The sequence below is a fragment of the Rhodanobacter sp. FW101-FHT13A11 genome, assembly GCF_058790335.1.
In genome coordinates, this window is record NZ_JBYTCN010000007.1 from 122,564 (window position 1) to 143,883 (window position 21,320).

Annotated in this window: 18 protein-coding genes; 12 read left to right on the forward strand and 6 right to left on the reverse strand. The window is 67.7% G+C overall.

What is annotated here, in order from left to right; genetic code table 11:
• Nucleotides 1–21: 21 nt before the first annotated feature.
• On the reverse strand, nt 22–723 hold the full coding sequence (locus tag AC3WRN_RS09870) for a pirin family protein (protein WP_068090453.1): 702 nt from the start codon (nt 721–723) through the stop codon (nt 22–24).
• A gap of 122 nt (nt 724–845) precedes the next feature.
• The gene (locus tag AC3WRN_RS09875) at nt 846–2,414 is read right to left on the reverse strand and encodes an SDR family NAD(P)-dependent oxidoreductase (RefSeq protein ID WP_492622832.1); all 1,569 of its coding nucleotides are present in this window, start codon (nt 2,412–2,414) and stop codon (nt 846–848) included.
• Nucleotides 2,415–2,751: 337 nt separating this feature from the next.
• Between AC3WRN_RS09875 and AC3WRN_RS09880 the strand changes: the two genes are divergently transcribed.
• Nucleotides 2,752–3,777: a hypothetical protein gene (locus AC3WRN_RS09880; RefSeq protein WP_492622833.1), complete on the forward strand. Its 1,026-nt coding sequence runs from the start codon at nt 2,752–2,754 to the stop codon at nt 3,775–3,777.
• Between the two features lie 293 nt (nt 3,778–4,070).
• Nucleotides 4,071–5,354, forward strand: a complete 1,284-nt coding sequence (locus tag AC3WRN_RS09885) for a M20 family metallopeptidase (RefSeq protein ID WP_492622834.1) — start codon at nt 4,071–4,073, stop codon at nt 5,352–5,354.
• 156 nt (nt 5,355–5,510) lie between these two features.
• Here the strand turns inward: AC3WRN_RS09885 and AC3WRN_RS09890 are convergent, their stop codons facing one another.
• The 3 genes from AC3WRN_RS09890 to AC3WRN_RS09900 form a co-directional block, all read right to left on the reverse strand.
• Complete coding sequence (locus AC3WRN_RS09890) at nt 5,511–6,716, reverse strand: acetyl-CoA C-acyltransferase (protein ID WP_492622835.1); 1,206 nt, start codon at nt 6,714–6,716, stop codon at nt 5,511–5,513.
• Nucleotides 6,717–6,832: 116 nt separating this feature from the next.
• Nucleotides 6,833–9,220 carry a 3-hydroxyacyl-CoA dehydrogenase/enoyl-CoA hydratase family protein gene (locus AC3WRN_RS09895; RefSeq protein ID WP_492622836.1) on the reverse strand — a complete coding sequence of 796 codons (2,388 nt, stop codon included), beginning with the start codon at nt 9,218–9,220 and terminating at the stop codon, nt 6,833–6,835.
• A 43-nt stretch (nt 9,221–9,263) separates the two neighbouring features.
• Nucleotides 9,264–9,878: a TetR/AcrR family transcriptional regulator gene (locus AC3WRN_RS09900; RefSeq protein WP_153021630.1), complete on the reverse strand. Its 615-nt coding sequence runs from the start codon at nt 9,876–9,878 to the stop codon at nt 9,264–9,266.
• Between the two features lie 239 nt (nt 9,879–10,117).
• On the opposite strand from AC3WRN_RS09900, the gene ndk reads away from it, so the two are divergent.
• The 8 genes from ndk (at nt 10,118) to moeB (ending at nt 18,163) form a co-directional block, all read left to right on the forward strand.
• Nucleotides 10,118–10,543, forward strand: a complete 426-nt coding sequence (ndk, locus tag AC3WRN_RS09905) for a nucleoside-diphosphate kinase (protein WP_068090325.1) — start codon at nt 10,118–10,120, stop codon at nt 10,541–10,543.
• A gap of 71 nt (nt 10,544–10,614) precedes the next feature.
• On the forward strand, nt 10,615–11,760 hold the full coding sequence (gene rlmN / locus AC3WRN_RS09910) for a dual-specificity RNA methyltransferase RlmN (protein ID WP_492622837.1): 1,146 nt from the start codon (nt 10,615–10,617) through the stop codon (nt 11,758–11,760).
• Nucleotides 11,750–12,538: a type IV pilus biogenesis/stability protein PilW gene (pilW, locus tag AC3WRN_RS09915; protein WP_492622838.1), complete on the forward strand. Its 789-nt coding sequence runs from the start codon at nt 11,750–11,752 to the stop codon at nt 12,536–12,538. The genes rlmN and pilW overlap by 11 nt, the downstream gene beginning before the upstream one ends.
• Nucleotides 12,535–13,533, forward strand: coding sequence for a RodZ domain-containing protein (locus tag AC3WRN_RS09920; RefSeq protein WP_492622839.1), 999 nt, complete (start codon nt 12,535–12,537; stop codon nt 13,531–13,533). Before pilW ends, AC3WRN_RS09920 begins: the two co-directional genes overlap by 4 nt.
• A gap of 157 nt (nt 13,534–13,690) precedes the next feature.
• Nucleotides 13,691–14,341: a YfgM family protein gene (locus AC3WRN_RS09925; RefSeq protein WP_492622869.1), complete on the forward strand. Its 651-nt coding sequence runs from the start codon at nt 13,691–13,693 to the stop codon at nt 14,339–14,341.
• A complete protein-coding gene (bamB, locus tag AC3WRN_RS09930; RefSeq protein ID WP_068090316.1) occupies nt 14,338–15,534 on the forward strand; it encodes an outer membrane protein assembly factor BamB in 1,197 nt (398 codons plus the stop codon). The genes AC3WRN_RS09925 and bamB overlap by 4 nt, the downstream gene beginning before the upstream one ends.
• Nucleotides 15,535–15,558: 24 nt before the next feature.
• Nucleotides 15,559–16,962: a ribosome biogenesis GTPase Der gene (gene der, locus AC3WRN_RS09935; RefSeq protein ID WP_492622840.1), complete on the forward strand. Its 1,404-nt coding sequence runs from the start codon at nt 15,559–15,561 to the stop codon at nt 16,960–16,962.
• A 40-nt stretch (nt 16,963–17,002) separates the two neighbouring features.
• Nucleotides 17,003–18,163, forward strand: coding sequence for a molybdopterin-synthase adenylyltransferase MoeB (gene moeB, locus AC3WRN_RS09940; protein ID WP_492622841.1), 1,161 nt, complete (start codon nt 17,003–17,005; stop codon nt 18,161–18,163).
• Here moeB and AC3WRN_RS09945 read toward each other — a convergent pair.
• Nucleotides 18,160–18,729, reverse strand: a complete 570-nt coding sequence (locus tag AC3WRN_RS09945) for a GNAT family N-acetyltransferase (protein ID WP_492622842.1) — start codon at nt 18,727–18,729, stop codon at nt 18,160–18,162. The two genes, moeB and AC3WRN_RS09945, sit on opposite strands and share 4 nt — an antisense overlap.
• A gap of 64 nt (nt 18,730–18,793) precedes the next feature.
• On the opposite strand from AC3WRN_RS09945, the gene folD reads away from it, so the two are divergent.
• On the forward strand, nt 18,794–19,663 hold the full coding sequence (gene folD, locus AC3WRN_RS09950; RefSeq protein WP_492622843.1) for a bifunctional methylenetetrahydrofolate dehydrogenase/methenyltetrahydrofolate cyclohydrolase FolD: 870 nt from the start codon (nt 18,794–18,796) through the stop codon (nt 19,661–19,663).
• A 93-nt stretch (nt 19,664–19,756) separates the two neighbouring features.
• The gene (gene guaB / locus AC3WRN_RS09955) at nt 19,757–21,214 is read left to right on the forward strand and encodes an IMP dehydrogenase (protein ID WP_492622844.1); all 1,458 of its coding nucleotides are present in this window, start codon (nt 19,757–19,759) and stop codon (nt 21,212–21,214) included.
• Nucleotides 21,215–21,320: the final 106 nt, after the last annotated feature.

The following is a 21,320-nucleotide window of genomic DNA, read 5'->3' on the forward strand; positions in this document are numbered from 1 at the left end:
GACCGATCGCCGCCGGCCGGATCACGCTGCCGCGTCCACCAGCACCAGTTCGGCGTCTTCCAGCGCGGTCACTTTCAGCACCGACTCGTCGCGGATCGCGGCGCCGTCGCGGGCGTGCAGCTTCACGCCGTTGAGTTCCACCTTGCCGGTGGCCGGCACCAGATAGGCGTAACGGCCGGGGGCCAGCGCGTACTCGGTGCTTTCGCCGGCCTTGAGCGTGGCGCCCAGCACGCGCGCGTCGGTGCGCAGCGGCAGCGCCTCGGTATCGTCCTTGAAGCCGCTGGCCAGCGCCACGAAGCGGCCCGAACGATCCCCCTTGGGAAACGGCCGCGCGCCCCACGACGGCGCCCCGCCGTTCCGGTCGGGGATGATCCAGATCTGGAAGATGCGCGTGGTCACGTTCTCCAGGTTGTACTCGGCGTGGGTGATGCCGCTGCCCGCGCTCATCACCTGCACGTCGCCGGCCTCGGTGCGGCCCGCGTTGCCCAGGCTGTCCTTGTGGCTGATCGCGCCTTCGCGCACGTAGGTGATGATCTCCATGTCCGCGTGGGGATGCGGCGGGAAGCCGGTCTGCGGCGCGATGGTGTCGTCGTTCCACACGCGCAGCGCGCCCCAGCCCATGCGCTTCGCGTCGTGGTAGCCGGCGAAGGAGAAATGATGCTTGGCCTTGAGCCAGCCGTGGTCGGCTCCGCCCAGGCTGTCGAAGGGTCTGCGTTCAATCACGGCGATGCTCCTCATGTTCATCGCGCCAGGATGGCGCCCGGGTGCAACATAAGGCTACACAGCGCCGCCTGAAACGGGCGCGAAGGAAACGGATTGTCGCCGTTCCGGCGCCAGTGGCCGGCTTACCAGTCGGTGGGCCGGTAATCCTTCAGGAATTGGCCCCACACGTGCTCGCCGGTGTTGATGCCGTGGATGATCGGGTCGACGATGCGGGCGGCACCGTCGACGATGTCCAGCGGCGGGTGGAAGCGTTCCTCGCGCACCTTCTTTGCGGCCAGCTCGGCGGGGTCCTCGTCGGTCACCCAGCCGGTGTCGACGCTGTTCATGTGGATGCCGTCGTTGTGGTAGTCGGTGGCCGCGGTGCGCGTCATCATGTTCAGCGCGGCCTTGGCCATGTTGGTGTGCGGGTGGCGGGTGGTCTTGAAGCTGCGGTAGAACTGGCCCTCCATCGCCGACACGTTGACGATGTGCTTGTCGCGTTCGCCCGTGCGCAGCATCAGCGGCTTCAGCCGCGCGCTGATGATGAACGGCGCGATCGCGTTGACCAGCTGCACCTCCAGCAACTCCACCGACGGCACCTCGGCCATCAGCAGCCGCCACGAATTGCGCTGGCGCAGGTCGACCTGCTGCAGGTCCTGGTCCAGCCGGCCTTCGGGGAACAGGTGGCTCTGCGCCAGCAGTTCCTCCGGCAGCAGCGGCAGCTGCGACAGCTCGGCGGCGCGGGTCAGTCCGGCCAGTTCCGGCCCGCGCCCGGCCAGCGCGGTGCCGCCGGGCAGGATCTCCGCGCCGCGCAGGCCCTCGTAATGGCCGACCAGCCCGCGCACGTGCCCGGGCAGCTCGTGCAGCGCGGCGGTCTCGCCTTCCATCATGTGCGCGTAGAAATCCGGCGGGCGGCGCACGGTCTGGCAGGCGTTGTTGATGATGAAGTCCAGCCGCGGCCGCGTCGCCACCAGTTCCTGGCAGAACGCCTCGACGCTGGGCGTGTGGCGCAGGTCCAGGCCGTAGACCTGCAGGCGGTGGCCCCATGCGGCGAAGTCCGGCTCGGCCGCGTAGCGCGCCGCCGAGTCGCGCGGGAAGCGCGTGGTGACGATCAGCTCGGCGCCCGCGCGCAGCAGCTTCAGGCCGGCCTGGTAGCCGATCTTCACGCGGCCGCCGGTGAGCAGGGCCACGCGCCCGCGCAGGTCGGCCAGTTCGCCGCGCTTGGCGTAGTTGAACGCGGCGCACTCAGGGCACAACTGGTCGTAGAAGAAATGGATGGACGTGTACTTGCGCTTGCACACGTAGCAGTGCTTCGGCTCGACCGACTCGCGCGGTTGCACAGCATCGGCCTCGGGCGGGACGTCGTGCGGCAGGAAGCCTTCCGGCGCGAACACGTTGGGCGTGGTGAACACCGGCTTGCGGCGCAGCGTGCGGATGCCGGTCCGGTCCAGCACGGTTTCCTCGGCCTGTACCTTCGAGGCATGGCGTGCCTTCTCGGCCGCCTTCAGCTTGATCCGGCGCACCGCCGGGTCGGGGTGGTAGACCTGCGCCACCGCCTGGTGCAGCCGCTGGCGGTCCTCGGCCGGGAGCCGGTCCAGCAGTTGCCGGTCGGCCGCCACCGATTCCAGCAGTGTCGCCGCGGCGCGCAGGCGCTCCAGCAGGTTGGCGTCCGCGTCGTCGGGCAAGGGCAGGGGGCCGGGCTTGATGGTCAAGGAGGTCTTCCGTCGTGATGGGGCGAAGCGTCGCCAACCGCCTATTTTGCCTGCTTCGGGCCGGTTTTCGGGAATCGCTGTGACAGGCAGCGCCCGGCGTCGCCGGCCACCAAGCAGAATCGGATTTTTGAAATTGGGATATTGCGCACAGTTCGATGGCATGACTAATGCTGAACTGACACCGTAACCGCCCAGGCCGGGCGGCGTAGCAGTACCCGGGTGGAGTATGGCGCTGGCAGGATCGAGCGCGATGGCCGCCCACAGCGATGAAGGTTTCCGCGTGTCGACAGCAGCAAGTGCGCATGTACAAGAGGCCGCCGCGGCCCGGTCTGTCGCTGTGTTCCCTCCCATCGTTGATGCCTTGCTGGGCGACTTGCCCACGGCGCATCGTGCCTTGCCGATCGGCCACCGCGTGGCCGGGCAGGGCTGCCATGGCGCGAAAACGGGCCGCGGCCTGCATGCGGTGGTGCGCATCCGTTTCGTCTACTTCCCGTCGGTCGACGGGGATGATTGCCGGGCGCTCTCCCACCCGCACCTGACCCTTGCCGAAGTCCTGCTGGACCGCGTGCTGGCTGCCCGTGCCGCCGGCCTGCGGCCGATGGCTCCCACGCTCGACTACGCCGCCGAGGCGCGCGCCACGGTGCGGCCGCCGCGCAGCATGTTCCATCCGGCCACGCTGGAATACCGCCGCTGGTACCGCACGGACGGCAGTGCACGCACCCAGCCGCTGACCCGCGAAGCGCTCGCGCTGCGGCTGGCGGCTACCGACGAACTGCCGATGAAGGAGGCGCGGGCCCGCGTCGCACAGCGCTCGCATGCGCTGCCGGCAGCCGACCAGGCATGGCTGGTCGACCGCCGCCACACGCCGCTGGAGCGGCGCCCGCTCAACCAGACGGAGTTCCGGATGCTGGTGCGCGCCCTGGATGTCATCTGGGACGTCTCGGGCGGCAACTCGCACATGGATCGCGTGAACCGCCGTATCGCGCTGCGCGCGGTCGCCGTGCTGGGCAACCTGCTGGACGAGTACGTCGCCTCGCCGTTCCAGTCTGCCGCGTTGGCCGAAACCTTCAACGAGTACCACTTGGCGCACCTGCGCCGGACCATCGAGAACTCGCGGCAGGCCGAATCCGCCTCGTGCGTCCTGCTGGCCGGTCCCAAGGCCTGGTTCGCCGCCAAATCGGCGCGGATGCGCGCCGAACATCAGCTCGGCCTGGCCAAGTCGCCGATGGCAGCCACCACGATGCGCCTGTCGGAGCGTCCGGTCGTCGCCATGGTCGGCGGCCGCCTGCACACGTTCGTGGGCGGCCGACGCCCAGGCGCCCTCATGGCGCCGGCCGTGCCGACCTACGCCACGTTCGGCTGAGCCGCCAGCCGATCCATCGCTGATCCATCCGGTTGCCGATGCAACGGGCGGATGCGTGGCCGCATCTCCGCCATTGAACCGTGCGCCCGCATCCACCGGGCCAGAACCGCTCAGGCCGAACCAGGCCAAAGCCGCTTGCGGCAGCAGCGCCGCATCGTTGCTGCAGGGGCACCCCCTGTTGGCGCATTCATCCGGACTTAACCCGCAGCGCGTTTATGCTGCGCCGCGCATCCCGGCCGTAGTGGGTTGCCTCACGAACCGGCGGCCCTGACGACGCGAAAAGCGAGGAAACCATGAACACGACGGGGCCATCCAATGCCGTGCTGGCCAATCTTCGGCGGCTGCTGCCGGAGCTGGAGGGGCTGTATACCGACGTGCATGCGCATCCCGAACTGTCGATGCAGGAGGTTCGCACTGCGGGGCTGGCGGCCGAGTGGCTGCGCAAGGCGGGCTACGAGGTGAGCACGGGCATCGGCAAGACGGGCGTGGTCGGCGTGCTTCGCCATGGCGAAGGGCCGGTCGTGATGCTGCGCGCCGACATGGATGCGCTGCCCGTCGCGGAAGTCACCGGCGTGCCGTATGCCAGCAAGGTGACCGCCACCGATCCCGAGGGCCGCACGGTGCCGGTGATGCACGCCTGCGGCCACGACATGCACGTGACCTGGCTGGCCGGTGTGGCCACGCTGCTGGCGCAGGCGCGCGAGGCCTGGCACGGCACGATCCTGGCGGTGTTCCAGCCCGGTGAGGAAACCGCCCAGGGCGCGCAGGCAATGATCGACGACGGCTTGCTCAAGCGCTACCCGAAACCGGACGTGGTGCTCGGCCAGCACGTGATGGTCGGCCCGGCCGGTGCCGTCGCCGGGCGCACCGGCGTGATCACCTCGGCGGCAGACAGCTTCCAGATCCGCCTGTTCGGGCGGGGCGCGCACGGCTCGATGCCGCAGGCGAGCATCGACCCGGTGGTGATGGCGGCGTCCGTGGTGCTGCGGCTGCAGACCATCGTGTCGCGCGAGATCGCCGCGGCGGAGTCGGCAGTGGTCACCGTCGGTGCGCTGCAGGCGGGCACCAAGGAGAACGTGATCCCGGACGAAGCGATCATCAAGCTCAACGTGCGCACCTTCGACGAAGGCGTGCGCCAGCGCGTGCTGGCCGCGATCACGCGCATCGTGAACGCCGAGGCCGCGGCCTCGGGCGCGCCGCGGCCGCCGGAGATCACGCCGCTGGACCGCTACGACCTGGTGTCCAACGACCAGGCGGCCAGCGCGCGCGTGGTGGAGGCGTTCCGCCAGCACTTCCCGCCGGAAAGCGTGCGCCAGACCGGCCCGGCGCCGGCCAGCGAGGACTTCGGTTCGTTCGGCACGCAGTGGGGCGTGCCGTCGGTGTTCTGGTTCGTGGGCGGCACCGACCCGGCGGTCTATGCCAAGGCCAAGGAGGCCGGCAAGATCCAGGAACTTCCCACGAACCACAATCCGCGCTTCCTGCCCGTGCTGCATCCCACGCTGGAAACCGGCGTCGAGGCGATGGTGGTGGCGGCCATGGCCTGGCTGGGCACCGTGCCGGCGAGCGGGAGCCGATAGGGCATCGGATCGGCAGGTTGGCCAAGGGTTGCCTCGCCACCCCGACCGCGCATCCATGCTTCGATGCAAATGGAAACGGCGCCGTGTTGCCACGACGCCGTTTCTGTTTCAGCGGAAGTCGCCCGGCGCCTGCGCATGCCGGCGCGGCGAACGGACTCAGAGCGCCTCGAAAATCCCCGCCGCGCCCATGCCGGTGCCGATGCACATGGTCACCATGCCGTACTTCTGCTTGCGCCGGCGCATGCCGTGCACCAGCGTGGCGATGCGCACCGCGCCGGTGGCGCCGAGCGGGTGGCCCAACGCGATGGCGCCGCCGAGCGGATTGACCTTGGCCGGGTCGAGCTTGAGATCACCGATGACGGCAAGAGCCTGGGCGGCGAAGGCTTCATTGAGTTCGATCCAGTCGAGCTGATCCTGGCTGATGCCGGTCTGCCTGAGCGCCTTCGGGATCGCTTCCTTGGGGCCGATGCCCATGATCTCCGGGCGCACGCCGGCGACGGAGAAGCCGACGAAGCGGGCCAGCGGCTGCAAGTTGTACTGCTTGATCGCCTTTTCGCTGGCCAGCAGCACGGCGCCGGCGCCGTCGGACATCTGGCTGGAATTGCCGGCGGTGACGGTGCCGCCGAACTGGCCGTTGCGGAACACGGTCTTGAGCTTGGCCAGCACGTCGGCGGTGGTGCCGGCGCGTGGGCCTTCGTCGTTCTCGATCAGGCGGCTGTCAGTGACGATGCCGCGGGTGGCGAGATCGGGATAGTGGTCGGCGAGCTGGAACGGAGTGATCTCGTCCTTGAACTCGCCGGCGGCCTGGGCGGCGAGCGCGCGGCGGTGGCTTTCCACCGAGAACGCGTCCTGCTGCTCGCGGCTGACTTTCCACTGCTTGGCCACATTCTCGGCGGTGATGCCCATGCCGTAGGCGATGCCGATGTGCTCGTTGTCGAAGATGCCCGGGTTCATCGCCACCTTGTGGCCCATCATCGGCACCATGCTCATGCTCTCGGTACCGCCGGCGAGCATCAGGTCGTCCTCGCCGAGGCGGATGCGGTCGGCCGCCATCGCCACGGCCTGCAGGCCCGACGAGCAGAAGCGGTTGATGGTGACGCCGGGCACGGTATCGGGCAGGCCGGCCAGCAGTACGCCGATGCGCGCCACGTTCATGCCCTGCTCGGCCTCGGGCATGGCGCAGCCGATGATGGCGTCGCCGATCTGGTGTGGGTCGATGCCGGGCGCCTGCGCCATCACGGCGCGGATCACGTGGGCGAGCATGTCGTCCGGGCGGGTGTTGCGGAACACGCCGCGCGGCGCCTTGCCGACCGGGGTGCGGGTGGCGGCGACGATGTAGGCGTCTTGCACTTGCTTGGTCATTTCGTTCTCCGTTGCCCTCGCGCGTGGCGCGGATTCGGGCGAAGTTTTGTCGTGGCTTGCGGGGACAACCATCCCCACCCCAGCCCTCCCCTTGAAGGGGAGGGAGCAGGGCGCGCTCAGTTCCTGAGCGGTTTGCCGGTGGTCATGGTGTGGGCGATGCGGGCCTGGGTCTTCTCGGTCTTCGCCAGTTCCACGAAGTGCTTGCGCTCGAGCGCAAGCAGCCATTCCTCGTCCACCGTCGAACCGCGTTCGATCACGCCGCCGCACAAGGTATCGGCGATGCGCCTGGCGATTTCCACGTCGTGCTCGGAGGCGAAGTAGCCGGCCTGCAGGTTGGCGAGCGAGGCGCGGAAGGTGGCGGTGCCCACGTCGCCGGCGACCGGGATGGACCGCTGGTACAGCGGCGGGCGCCAGCCGCTCTCGGCCAGCGATACGGCCACCTGCTTGGCGACGTAGAGCAGCTCGTAGGCGTTGAACACCACCACGTCGCTGTCGCGCAGCAGGCCCATGGCCTTGGCTTCGGTCGCACTGGGCGAGACCTTGGCCATCGCCACGGTCTCGAACACCTTCTTCAGTTCCTCGAACGGGTCGGCCGGGTTCGCCTTGGCGGCGCGCACGGCCAGTTCATGCAGGCCGCCACCGGCCGGCAGCAGGCCCACGCCGGCCTCGACCAGGCCGATGTAGCTTTCCAGCGCCGCCACGGTGCGCGCCGAATGCATCTGGAATTCGCAGCCGCCGCCCAGCGCGAGGCCGCGTACGGCAGCCACCACCGGCACCAGCGAATGCTTGATGCGCATGCTGGTGCGCTGGAAGTTGGCGACCATCTTCTCGAAGTCGCCGAACTTGCCTTCCTTCAGCAGGCCTAGCGCGCCCTTGAGGTCGGCGCCGGCGGAGAACGGCTCGCCGGTCTGCCAGATCACCACGGCCTTGAGTTTTTCCTCGGCGATGCCGATGGCGTGCTGGATGCCGTCGAGCACGTGGTCGTTGACGGTGTGCATCTTGGTCTTGAACGAGAGGATGCCGATACCGTCGTCGCCCAGCGTCCACAGGCGCACGCCGTCGTTCTCCCACACGGTGTTGCCCTGGTCGAACTTCTCGCCCAGGATCGGATCGGGGAACAGCTGGCGCTTGTACACGGGGTGCTGCGAGCGCGGCTTGTCGACCTTGGCGCTGGCCGACCAGGAACCGGCCTTGCCGTGCACGCCGTTGCGGCCGTCGGTGACCCAGGCGGGCAAGGGTGCCTTGCTCATCGCCTTGCCGGCGGCGATGTCCTCGGCGATCCAGCCGGCCACCTGCTGCCAGCCGGCGGCCTGCCAGGTCTCGAAGGGCCCAAGCTTCCAGCCGTAGCCCCAGCGGATGGCGAAATCCACGTCGCGCGCGGTGTCGGCGATGTCGGCCAGATGGTAAGCGGTGTAATGGAACAGGTCGCGGAAGGTGGCCCACAGGAACTGCGCCTGCGGGTCGCTGGACGCGCGCAGCTTGGCGAACTTTTCAGCCGGATCCTTGATGGCGAGGATGGCGGCGACTTCGTCGGAAGCCTTCTGCTCGCTCGGACGATAATCCTGCTTGGCCACGTCGAGCACCACGATGTCCTTGCCGGCCTTCCGGTAAAAGCCTGCGCCGTTCTTCTGGCCCAGCGCGCCCTTCTCGATCAGGCCGCTCAGCCACGCCGGCGCCTTGAAGTAGGCGTGCCACGGATCGTCGGTCAGCGTGTCGGCCATGGTCTTGATGACATGGGCCATGGTGTCCAGGCCCACCACGTCGGCGGTGCGGTAGGTGGCGCTCTTGGGGCGGCCCACGGCCGGGCCGGTCAGCGCGTCGACGGTGTCGAAGCCGAGCTTGAACTGCTCGGTGTGGTGCATGGTGGCCAGCATCGAGAACACGCCGATGCGGTTGCCGATGAAGTTCGGGGTGTCCTTGGCGATCACCACGCCCTTGCCGACGGTGGTGACGAGGAAGGCTTCGAGGCCGTCCAGCACGTTCCTGTCGGTGAGCCGGGTCGGGATCAGCTCGACCAGGTGCATGTAGCGCGGCGGGTTGAAGAAGTGCACGCCGGAGAAGCGGTGGCGCATTTCCTCCGGCAGCGCCTCGGCCAGGGTGTTGATCGACAGGCCCGAGGTGTTGGAGGCGATGATCGCGGTCCTCGACAGGTGCGGGGCGATCTTCCGGTACAGGTCCAGCTTCCAGTCCATCCGCTCGGCGATCGCCTCGATCACCAGGTCGACGTCCTTGAGGTGTGCCATGTCCTCGTCATAGTTGGCCGGGATGATCGCGGCAGCGAGGTTCTTGTCGGCCAGCGGCGCCGGCGACAGCTTGGCCAGGTTGGCGATGGCCTTCAGCGCGATGCCGCTCTTCGGACCGTCCTTGGCGGGCAGGTCGAACAGCACGGTCTCGACGCCGGCGTTGGTCAGGTGCGCGGCGATCTGCGCGCCCATGACACCGGCGCCCAGCACGGCGGCCTTGCGGATGCGCAGCGCTGATGTAGGTGAGGATGCAGCGGTCATTGGCTTCTCCGATGGTGCAAGCAGGTTGGATCAGGTGATGAGGTCAGGGGTGGCTGAGTCCGGCGACGGCAAAGCGAACCAGGTGCTGGACGGTCTGCTCGCGATGCGCGTGCTCGCTGACGTCGCCCTTGCGCTGGATCATGCCGAAGCCGGACATCGCGTGGGTCAGCGCGCCGGTGACGAGGTCGATGCGCCAGTACAGCTCCGGTTTGCTCAGCTGCGGCAGCAGGCGGGCGAATTCGGCGGTGAACTGGCGCATCACGTGGCCGTAGTTGGTGGACAGGAACTGGCGCAGGCTGTCGTCGTGCTCGGCGAACGCGCGCGCCAGCACGCGCATGAACAGCGCGCCGCTGTTGTCATGGGACAGTTCGAGGGCCGGGCGGATGTAGGCTTCCAGCACGTCCTCGAGCGTGGTGTCCGGGGCGCCGGCGACCTTGGCCAGGGCAACCAGCCGGCTCTCGTTCAGCGCGTCCAGGCGGCGGCGGAACACCTCCTCGACCAGCTTTTCCTTGGAGCCGAAGTGGTAGTTGACCGCCGCCAGGTTCACCCCGGCTGCGGCGGTGAGCTGGCGCAGCGAGGCACCGTCGAAGCCGCGCTGGGCGAACAGGAGTTCGGCGGCGCCGAGTATCCGTTCCTTGGTCGAGCCGGAGCTGTTCACGGGGAAACCATCCATCGGCCACGGGCCGGTTCAAACGATCGTTTGAGCATACGCGGACAGTTCCGCGGTCGTCAAACGGTCGTTTGTTGCAAATTCCCGGCGACTTGCGTATGAGTTAGAATCTGTCAAACTTTCGTGAGTTAAATCCGCAATCTCTGTCGGATTTGACTGAATTCCCGCCGGCCGGGGGCCGGCGACGACCCCACTTCCATTCATCCGTTTTCCCGGAGCAGACCCGCATGGCGCTGGAGCGCACCCTTTCCATCATCAAGCCCGATGCCGTTGCCAAGAACGTCATCGGCGAAATCTACGCTCGTTTCGAAAAGGCCGGTCTCAAGATCGTCGCCGGCCGGATGAAGCAACTGTCGCGCAAGGAAGCCGAGGGCTTCTATGCCGTGCATCGCGAACGGCCGTTCTTCAAGGCGCTGGTCGAGTTCATGATCTCCGGTCCGGTGATGATCCAGGTGCTGGAAGGCGAGAACGCCGTGCTGGCCCACCGCGACCTGATGGGTGCCACCAACCCGAAGGAAGCCGCACCGGGCACGATTCGCGCCGACTTCGCCGACTCCATCGACGCGAATGCCGTGCACGGCTCCGATGCGGTCGAAACCGCCAAGGTGGAGATTGCTTATTTCTTCGCTGCGACGGACGTGTTGTCGCGTTAATTTGTGCGTTCATCCTTGAACGCGAAGGTCAAATGAGCGGCCATCCATCCGTGGTCGCACTCTTCAAAAACATGAATCAGGTAGTTGCCACTCCATCCGACCCGAAGACCGCCAAGGTCAACCTGCTCGATTTCGATCGTCAGGGCCTGCGTGATTTCTTTGCGCAGCTCGGCGAGAAGCCGTATCGCGCCGAGCAGGTGATGAAGTGGATCTACCATGATCTGGAAGACCGCTTCGAAAACATGACCGACGTGGGCAAGGCGTTGCGCGCCAAGCTCACCGAGGCGTGCTACATCGGCGCGCCGAACACCCTGCTGGACAAGGCTGCCACCGACGGCACGCACAAGTGGCTGCTTGGCATGGACAAGGGCAACGCGGTCGAGACCGTGTACATCCCCGAGCCGACCCGCGGCACCTTGTGCGTCTCCTCGCAGATCGGCTGCGCGCTGAATTGCCAGTTCTGCTCGACCGGCGCACAGGGCTTCAACCGCAACCTGTCCACCGCCGAGATCATCGGCCAGGTGTGGGTGGCGGCGAAGTACCTGGGCAATGTCACCCACCAGAACCGCCGCATCACCAACGTGGTGATGATGGGCATGGGCGAGCCGCTGGCCAATTTCGAGAACGTGGTGCGGGCGATGAAGCTGATGCGCGACGACCTCGGTTTCGGGCTGGCATCGAAGCGAGTCACGTTGTCCACCGCCGGCATGGTGCCGTTGATCGACGAATTGTCCGATGCCATCGACGTGTCGCTGGCGGTGTCGCTGCACGCGGCCAACGACGAGCTGCGCACCGAGCTGGTGCCGCTCAACAAGCGCTACCCGATCGCCGAACTGCTCGCCGCCTGCCAGCGCTGGATCGCGCGCAAGCCGCGCACCTCGATCACCTTCGAATACACCCTGATGAAGGGCGTCAACGACCAGCCCGAGCACGCCCGCCAGCTGATCAAGCTGATGCGCAAGCTGCCGACCTGCAAGGTCAACCTGATTCCGTTCAACCCCTTCCCGGGCACCCGTTTCGAGCGCTCGGACGCGGGCACAATCCGCGAGTTCCAGACGCAGCTGCTCAACGCCGGCGTGCTGACCATGCTGCGGCGCACCCGCGGCGACGATATCGATGCGGCCTGCGGCCAGTTGGCCGGGCAGGTGACGGATCGCACCCGGCGCAGCGCCGGTCTGCGCAAACGGCAGGACGAGGGGACATTGCATGCGATTTGACCGGGCATTGCTGATCTGCCTGTCGCTGCTGCTGGCCGGCTGCATCACCACGCGCACCGACAGCAGCTCGCTGGGCAAGAACATGCCGCAGGCCAGCAAGGCCGACCAGGCGCAGGATGCTGCCAGGATCCACACCGAACTGGGCCAGCGCTACCTAGCCTCCGGTGATCTGCAGACCGCCCTGGAAAAACTGACCAAGGCCCTGCAGTTCGACCCCAATTACGCGCCGGCGCACACCGTGATCGCGGTGCTGTACGAACGCATCAACAACCTGCCCGAAGCCGAGCAGCATTACCGCAAGGCGGTAGCGCTGGAACCGGCCAAGGGTGCGCCGAACAACAATCTGGGCGTGTTCCTCTGCCATATCGGAAAGATCGCCGAGGCGAACGGCTATTTCCAGAAAGCCGTCGCCGATCCCTTCTACCAGACCCCGGACGTGGCGCTGACCAATGCCGGCGTATGCCAGCTGCGCGCGAACGACGTCACCGGGGCCGAAGCGAATTTTCGTGACGCCATCGTGCGAAATCCGAAAAACGCAGAGGCACTCTTCCAGCTTGCCAACACGCTTTATCGGAACGGGGATGCGTTTCGCGCCAGGGCCTTCATCCAGCGATTCGACGCGCTGGAGCAGCCTACTGCCGCGTCGCTCAAGCTCGGCCACGACATCGAATCCAGCCTGGGCAACAAGGATGGTGCCCACAACTACCGCAAGCGATTGCTCAGCCAGTTCCCGGACTCGGAACAGGCGCACGCCCTTGACACCACCGCCAGCCAATGACCTCCATGCAGCCCCATCCGACCGCGCAGGGTTCGAGTGAGCCCGAGCTGTTTGGCATCAATTTGTCCAACATGGATGTGTCGTCGACAAACCCTCACACGGTAAGTTTCGGCAACCGCCTGCATGCGGCGCGTGAAGCCCGCGGCCTGGACCTGGAGGCCTGCGCGCATCAGTTGAAACTGCCCGCCCGCGTACTGCGCCGACTCGAGCGCGACCAGTACGACGGCATCGATTCGAAGATCTACCTCGCCAGCTACATCGGCAAGTACGCACGGCATCTCGGCCTCGACGAGGCGTCGGTCCAGGCTGAACTCGATCGCATCAAGCAGGTCGAGCCGCTGTTGGTGGCCACCGGCGGCATCTCGCATTCGCGCTTCCTGCTGGATCGCTATGCCACAGCGGCTACCTATGTCGTGCTGACGGCGGTGATCGTGGTGCCGATGATCTGGCTGGGCGTGCGCGGCACGCTGGATCGCGACCTCAGCCATTTTGCGCCGCTGGATGCCGCCCCGGTGGCACAGATGGATGCGCCGGCACCGCCTGCTGCTGCCGTCGACCGTGCCAGCAAACCGCTACCGGCGTCGCCGCCGAAGGTGACGCCGCCGGCGGAGCAGGATCAGCCGCTGCTGGCTTCGATGGCACCGTTCCCGAGCCTGGAAAACACCAATCTGTCGTCGGCCAGGCCCAGCACGCCGTCCGCGCCGGCCGTCGAGGCCGGCACCGGCAGCCACAGTCTGAGCCTGAGCCTGTCCGACGCCAGCTGGGTCGAAGTGGTCCAGGCCGATGGTTCGCGCCTGGAATACGGGCTGCTGCCGGCCGGCAGCAGCAAGACCTACCGCAGCGACCAGCCGTTGGACGTGCGCATCGGCAATGCCAGTGGCGCGCAAGTAAGCATCGACGGTGCATCGGTGGGCCTGGACGAATTCCGGCGCGCCAACGTGGCCCGTTTCCGCATGCAGATGCAGGACGGCAAGGCCTCCGCGGCCAGTCTCTGATCGCCACCAGCGGCCGCTGCGGGCGGCCCATTTCGGTTATGCTTGCCCACTTGGTTCGCCCGGCAACGGGCGGGCACGACGGGCATTTCCTTTTTCTGTCCACCGCGCCGGCACGTGCACGCGTCCTCGGGTGCGCGGCCTCTTGAATGGTGATCGCATGGCATTTGAAGAATACGACAAGTACGAACAGAGCGAACTGGTTCAGAAGTGGCTGCGCGAAAATGGCATGTCGATCGTCGTGGGCATCGCGATTGGCCTGGTCGGCATCTTCGGTTGGCAGCAGTGGCGCAACCACCAGGCACGGCAGGAGGGCGAGGCCGCTCAGCTCTATCAGCAGGCGCAGATTGCGTTCGCCTCCGGCAAGCCGGACACCGCCGCGCAGCTGACCGACCGGCTGATGAAGGATTACGCCAAGTCGCCGTTTGCCGTATTTGCCGCCAGCGATCGCGCCAGGCAGCAGGTGCAGGCCGGTCAGCTCGACAAGGCCGAGGCGTCGCTGGAGTGGGCCGAGAGCCACGCCGCGGCTCCGGAACTGAAATCGCTGACGCTGCTGCGCATCGCCCAGGTGGAGCTGGCGCGCGACAACGGCAAGCAGGCGCTGGCCACGCTCGACCGCATCCCGGCCGGCAGCTATCAGGGCCTGGTGCAGGAACTCCGCGGTGATGTGCTGGTCAAGCTTGGACGCTCCGACGAAGCGCGCAAGGCCTATCAGGCAGCCTTGTCGGTGTTGGGCGAGGAAGCGCCGCAACGCGGCGCCTTGCAGATGAAACTCGATGATTTGGCCGTGGACGGGAAGCAGGGCGCATGAAACGATTTTTGCTGATCACGCTGGCCTCGTTGGTAAGCCTTGCCGGGTGTCATTCGTTCAAGAAGGAAAACGTCCAGCCGCCGACCCCGTTGGCGAAGGATTTCAAGCCTACCGTGCAGGTCACCCGCCTGTGGCGCAACAGCGTCGGCCATGGCGCCGGCACCAGCGGCGCGCGCCTGCGTCCGACCGTGGTGGATGGCGTGCTCTACGCCGACAGCACGGACGGCAAGCTGGCGGCGTTCGACGCCAGCAGCGGCAAGACCCTGTGGTCGAAGAGTTCGAGCACCCATGGCTGGTTCGGCTGGGGCGACAAGAAGCGCAAGGACGCGATGTACGCCGGCGGTCCCGCGGTCAACGGCGACCTGCTCGCCGTCGGCACGCTGGACGGCCACGTCTACGGCATCAATGCGAAGGACGGCAGCCCGCGCTGGGAAGCCGAGGTGAATTCCGAGGTGCTGGCGTCGCCGGTGATCGTGGACAATCTCGTGGTGGTGCGCACCAGCGACGGCCGCGTCTACGCACTGGATGCCGCCAGCGGCGAGCGTCGCTGGGTGTACGACCAGGGCACCGTGCCGCTGCTCAGCCTGCGCGGCAATGGCGCGCTGCGAGCCGCCAACGGCGTGCTGTTCTTCGGCAGCGACGACGGCAAGCTGATCGCGCTGCGCCAGGACAACGGCACCAAGCTGTGGGAACAGAGGCTTGCCAGCGGCGAAGGCCGCACCGAGATCGACCGCCTCAGCGACGCCGACGGCGCGATCCTGCTGGATGGCAGCACGCTCTACGGGGCCGCCTACCACGGCAACCTGATGGCGGTGGACGGCCCCAGCGGCCGCCCGCTGTGGTCGCACCCGTTCTCCAGCTTCGGTTCGCTCGCGGTCAGCGGGAATGCCGTGTTCGGCGCCAACGACGAGTCGGTGCTGTGGGCGTTCGACAAGAGCGGCGGTTCCGATCTCTGGAAGAACGACGCGCTGAAGCATCGCTGGGTCACCGGCCCGGCCGTGCAGGGCAACTATGTCGTGGTCGGCGACATGGAAGGCTACGTGCACTGGTTGCAGACCGGCGACGGCGCGCTGGCCGCGCGCGAGCGACTGTCGAAGAAGGCGATCCGCGCCCAGCCGCTGGTGGTGGGCGATGTCGTCTATGTCGAGGACGTCGAGGGCCGCATCGGCGCCTACCGTCTGTCCTCGCCCTGATTTTGCCTTAACGTAGTCCACGTCATGCTGCCTGTCGTTGCACTGGTCGGTCGTCCGAACGTCGGTAAATCGACCCTTTTCAATGTGCTGACGCGCAGCCGTGACGCCCTGGTGGCCGACATGCCGGGCGTGACCCGCGATCGCCATTACGGCATATGCCGCACCGGCGGGCGGCCGTTCGTGGTGGTCGACACCGGCGGCCTGTCCGGTGCCGAAGACGCCATGGACGTGCTGACCGCGAAACAGGTGCGGCTGGCGATCGAGGAAGCGAACGTGCTGGTGTTCGTGGTCGACGCCCGCGATGGCCTGCTGCCGCAGGACTACGTGATCCTCGGCGAGCTGCGCCGCAGCGGCAAGCCGATCGTGGCGGTGGTCAACAAGACCGACGGCCTCGACGTGCAGGTCGTGATGGCCGAGTTCTCCGCATTCGGCATCGGCAACACCCTGCCGCTGTCGGCGGCGCACAACCGCGGCACCGACGAGCTGATCCACGTCCTGCTGCCGCTGCTGCCGGCCGATGAGGAAGGTGCGGCCGCCGAAGAGGGCGAGGACGGCAGCATCCGCGTCGCCATCGTCGGCCGCCCGAACGCCGGCAAGTCGACCCTGATCAACCGCCTGCTGGGCGAGGAGCGGCTGATCGTCTCCGACGTGGCCGGCACCACGCGCGACCCGATCCGGGTGCCGCTGGAGCGCGACGGCAAGCGCTATACCCTGATCGACACCGCCGGCATTCGGCGCAAGTCGCGGGTCGAGGAAGCGGTGGAGAAGTTCAGCGTCATCAAGACGCTGCAGTCGATCGCCGCCGCCCAGGTCGTGGTGGTGATGATCGACGCCCGCGAGAACCTCGCCGACCAGGATCTCACCCTGATCGGCTACGCGATGGACGAGGGCAGGGCGCTGGTCATCGCGATCAACAAATGGGACGACATGGATTCGTACCAGCGCGACGAGTGCCGCCGCGCGCTGGATCGCCGGCTGGTGTTCGTCGACTGGGCCAAGCAGGTGCAGATTTCCGCGCTGCACGGCTCGGGCCTGCGCGAGCTGATGCGCGCGGTGGTGCGTGCGCACGCGTCGGCGACCAAGGTGCTGGTGTCTTCCGATCTCACCAAGACGCTGGAAAAGGCCTACGAGAGCTACCAGCCGCCGCTGGTGAACGGCCACTCGCCGAAGCTGCGCTTCGCCCATCCGGGCGGCACCAATCCGCCGACCATCGTGATCCATGGCACCCGCACCAAGCACATCGCGCCGGCCTACCAGCGCTACCTGGAAAACTTCTTCCGCAAGCGCTACAAGCTGGAAGGCACGCCGGTCCGCATCGTGTTCCGCGAGGGAGAGAACCCGTATGCCGGGCGCAAGAAAGTGCTGACCAAAGAACAGCAGCACAAGGCGCGGCGCCGGCTCAGCGAGCTGATCAAGCGCACGCGCTGAGCCGTGCGCCGTGCCGCAAGCCGGCGGGTAAACTGGTGCGATGAGCGAATCACTGAACCGCGAAACCTGGCTGGGCGCGTTGCGCGGGCGTATCGCCGAGATCGCGCCGGCCCAGGCGCTGGCCCGCCAGGCGCAGGGCGGCCTGCTGATCGACGTACGCGAGGACGCCGAACGCGCCGCCGGCATGCCGGCCAATGCGCTGGGCCTGTCGCGCGGTTTCCTCGAACTGCGCATCGAACAAGTGGAGGCGAGCCGCGACCGTCCGTTGCTGCTCCTGTGCGGCAGTGGTCAGCGCTCGCTGCTGGCGGCCGAGGCCCTGCAGCGCCTCGGCTATCGCGACGTCAGCTCGGTGGCCGGTGGTTTCGAGCGTTGGAAGGCCGAGGGCCTGCCGGTTTCCGCCGGCACGCTCGATGCGGATGCCGCCGAACGCTACGCCCGGCAACTGCGCCTGCCGCAGGTGGGCGAGGCAGGGCAGGCGCGCCTGGCCGCCGCGAAAGTCGTCCTGCTCGGCGCGGGCGGCCTCGGCGCGCCGGCCGCGTTGTACCTGGCCGCCGCCGGGGTCGGCCAGCTCACCCTGATCGACGACGACAGGGTCGAGCGTTCCAACCTGCATCGCCAGGTGATCCACGCCGATGCCCGCGTCGGCATGGCCAAGACCGAGTCGGCGCGGATCGCGCTGCAGGCGCTCAACCCGCGCATCCGCGTCGAGGTGCGCAATGAGCGCCTGCAGGCGGACAACGTGGAACGGTTGCTGGCCGGCCACGACCTGCTGATCGACGGCGCCGACAATTTTCCCGCGCGCTACCTGCTGGCTGCCGCCTCGCAGCGCCTGAAGCTGCCGATGATCTACGGCGCGGTGGAACGCTTCAGCGGCCAGCTCAGCGTGTTCGATCCGCGCCGCGCCGACTCGCCGTGCTATCGCTGCCTGTTCCCCGAACCGCCGGCCGCCGCCGATGCGCCGAATTGCAGCGAGGCCGGCGTGCTCGGCGTGCTGCCCGGCATCGTGGGACTGCTGCAGGCCACCGAGGCGCTGAAGTTGATCCTCGACCTGGGCGAGCCGCTGGTCGGCCGCCTGCTGGGCTTCGATGCGCTCGGCATGTGCTTTCGCGAAACCCGCCTGCCGCGCGATCCGGATTGCCCGGGTTGCGGCGCGGGTGCGGTATTCGGCGGCTACGCGGAGGTCGCCAGGCTCTGCGGCTAGCCCAGGTCCGTCGGGATCAAGCCGTAGACGCGCGCGTCCCGCGCCTGTCCGCCCATCCACAACCGTTGCCGCGCCAGCGCCTCGAACCGCGCGCCGACCCTTTCGGCGGTGTGCTGGCTGGCGCGGTTGTCGGGCAGCGTGACGATCTCGATCCGCACCAGCCCCAGTTGTTCGAAACCGAACCGCGCCACCAGGGCCGCGGCCGCCGCCGCCAGTCCCTTTCCCTGGCGCGACTGGCGCACCCAGTAGCCGAGATTGGCGCTGCGGTGAAGCGGATTGTGCTGGTTGAGGCCGATGCCGCCCAGCAACCGGCCGGAGTTCGCCTCGAACATCGCGAACGCCTGGATCTCGCCGGAGTGCCAGCCGGCCCGGCAGTGCGCTATCCACGCAGCGGCGTCATCCGCGCCGTAGCCTGCATGGCACCAGGGCAGCCAGCGGCCGACCGTCGCCACCGACTCGCGTGCAGCCTCGACGAGGGCATCGGTGTCGCGCTCCCGCCAGGGAGACAGGCTCAATCGGCCATCGGTCAGTTCCAACGTGGTGGGCAAGGTGAGGTCGGTGCTCATGCATGCCGTTTGTGCGCTTCGGGCCAAGCCCGGATAATGACGAACTTTACACGCAGGCACCGACATGAGCGCACGCATCCTCGACGGCAAACGCATCGCACAGGAACTGCTCGAGCGCATTGGCCTGCGCGTGGCCCAACGCGTTGAGCAGGGCCTGCCCGTGCCGGGACTGGCGGTGGTGCTGGTGGGCAGCGACGCGGCGTCGTCGGTCTACGTGCGCAACAAGCGCAAGGCCTGCCACCAGGTCGGCTTCCGCTCGTTCGATTACGACCTGCCGTCGACAACCAGCCAGGGCGAATTGTTTGCCCTGATCGATCGGCTCAACGCCGACCCGGAGGTGCACGGCATCCTGGTGCAGTCGCCGCTGCCGGAACACATCGACGAGGATGCGCTGGTCGACCGGATCGACCCCGCCAAGGACGTCGACGGCTTCCAGGCGATCAACGTGGGCCGGCTGGCCTTGCGCCGTTTCGGCCTGCGCCCGTGCACGCCGAAGGGCGTGATGACCCTGCTCGGGCACACCGACCGCCCGGTGCGCGGACAGCATGCGGTGGTGGTCGGCGTGTCCAACCACGTGGGCCGCCCGCTGGTGCTGGAGCTGATGATCGCCGGCTGCACCACCACCAGTTGCCACCGCTTCACCCGCGACCTGGAAACCTTCGTGCGCCAGGCCGATATCGTGATCGTCGCCGTAGGCAAGGCCGGGCTGGTGAAGGGCGAGTGGATCAAGCCCGGCGCCGTGGTGATCGACGTGGGCATCAACCGGCTCGACGACGGTCGCCTGGTCGGCGACGTGGAATTCGCGCCGGCCGCCGAACGCGCCAGCTGGATCACCCCGGTGCCCGGCGGCGTCGGCCCGATGACGGTGGCCACGTTGATGGAGAACACGCTGGAGGCCGCCGAGGCTCGCACGGCGCCGCGCAGGGTCGCCTGATCTGGCCATCGGTTGCCACCGCATTCAGCCGCACGTCTGGCGAGCATGCCGGCGGGGCGCGTATAATCTCCTCTTTGCAGCGGGACTTTTCGCATGCGCATCCTCGCCGAGGCCCTGACCTACGACGACGTCTACCTCGTTCCAGGCCATTCCGTCGTGCTTCCCCGCGACGTCGATACCTCCACCCGCTTCACCCGCAACCTGCGCCTGAACATCCCGATCGTGTCCGCCGCGATGGATACGGTCACCGAGGCGCGGCTCGCCATCACCATGGCGCAGAACGGCGGCATCGGCATCATCCACAAGAACATGACCGCCGAGCAGCAGGCCGCGGAAGTGCGCCTGGTGAAGAAGTTCGAGGCCGGCGTGATCCGCAGCCCGATCACGGTGGGCCCGGACACTTCGATCCGCGAGGTGCTGCGGCTGACCCACGCGCACAACATCTCCGGCGTGCCGGTGGTCGAGGGCAGCAAGCTGGTCGGCATCGTCACCAGCCGCGACATGCGTTTCGAGCGCAAGCCCGAGGATCCGGTGCGCAACATCATGACCCGCCAGGACAAGCTGGTCACGGTAAAGGAAGGCGCCAGCCAGGACGAGGTGCTGCAGCTGCTGCACCGGCACCGCATCGAGAAGGTGCTGGTGGTCAACGACGACTTCCAGCTGCGCGGGCTGATCACCGTGAAGGACATCCAGAAGGCGCGCGACAACCCGTATGCCGCCAAGGACAGCCACGAGGCGCTGCTGGTCGGCGCCGCGGTCGGCGTGGGCGGCGACACCGAGCAGCGCGTGGCCGCGCTGGTCGACGCCGGCGTCGACGTGCTGGTGGTGGACACCGCGCACGGCCATTCGCAGGGCGTGATCGAACGCGCCGGCTGGGTCAAGAAGCACTACCCGCAGGTGCAGGTGATCGCCGGCAACATCGTCACCGGCGAAGCGGCGCGCGCGCTGCTCGACGTGGGCGTGGACGCGGTCAAGGTGGGCGTTGGCCCCGGCTCGATTTGCACCACCCGCGTGGTGGCCGGCGTCGGCGTGCCGCAGATCACCGCGATCGACCTGGTCGCCACCGCGCTGAAGGACGAGATCCCGCTGATCGCCGACGGCGGCATCCGCTATTCCGGCGACATTCCCAAGGCGCTGGCCGCCGGTGCGTCCACCGTGATGCTCGGCTCGATGTTCGCCGGCACCGAGGAATCGCCGGGTGAGGTGGAACTGTTCCAGGGCCGCTCGTACAAGAGCTACCGCGGCATGGGCTCGATCGGCGCGATGCAGCTCGGCTCCAAGGACCGCTACTTCCAGGACGAAGCCGACGCCGACAAGCTGGTGCCCGAAGGCATCGAGGGCCGCGTGCCGTATCGCGGCCCGCTGCGCAACATCATCCACCAGCTGATCGGCGGCCTGCGCGCCTCGATGGGTTACCTGGGGGCGGCCACCGTCGAGGACGTGCGCCACAAGGCACAGTTCGTCAAGGTGACTTCAGCCGGCGTCACCGAGGCGCACCCGCATGACATCCAGATCACCAAGGAAGCGCCGAACTACCGGTTGAATTCCTGAATGCCGGGATTCGGGACACGGGATTCGGGATTGGGCAAAGCAGGGTGCCGAATCCCCTCCGCGTCTCGTGTTCACCGCCATCCACATCGCCCATCACACAGCCACG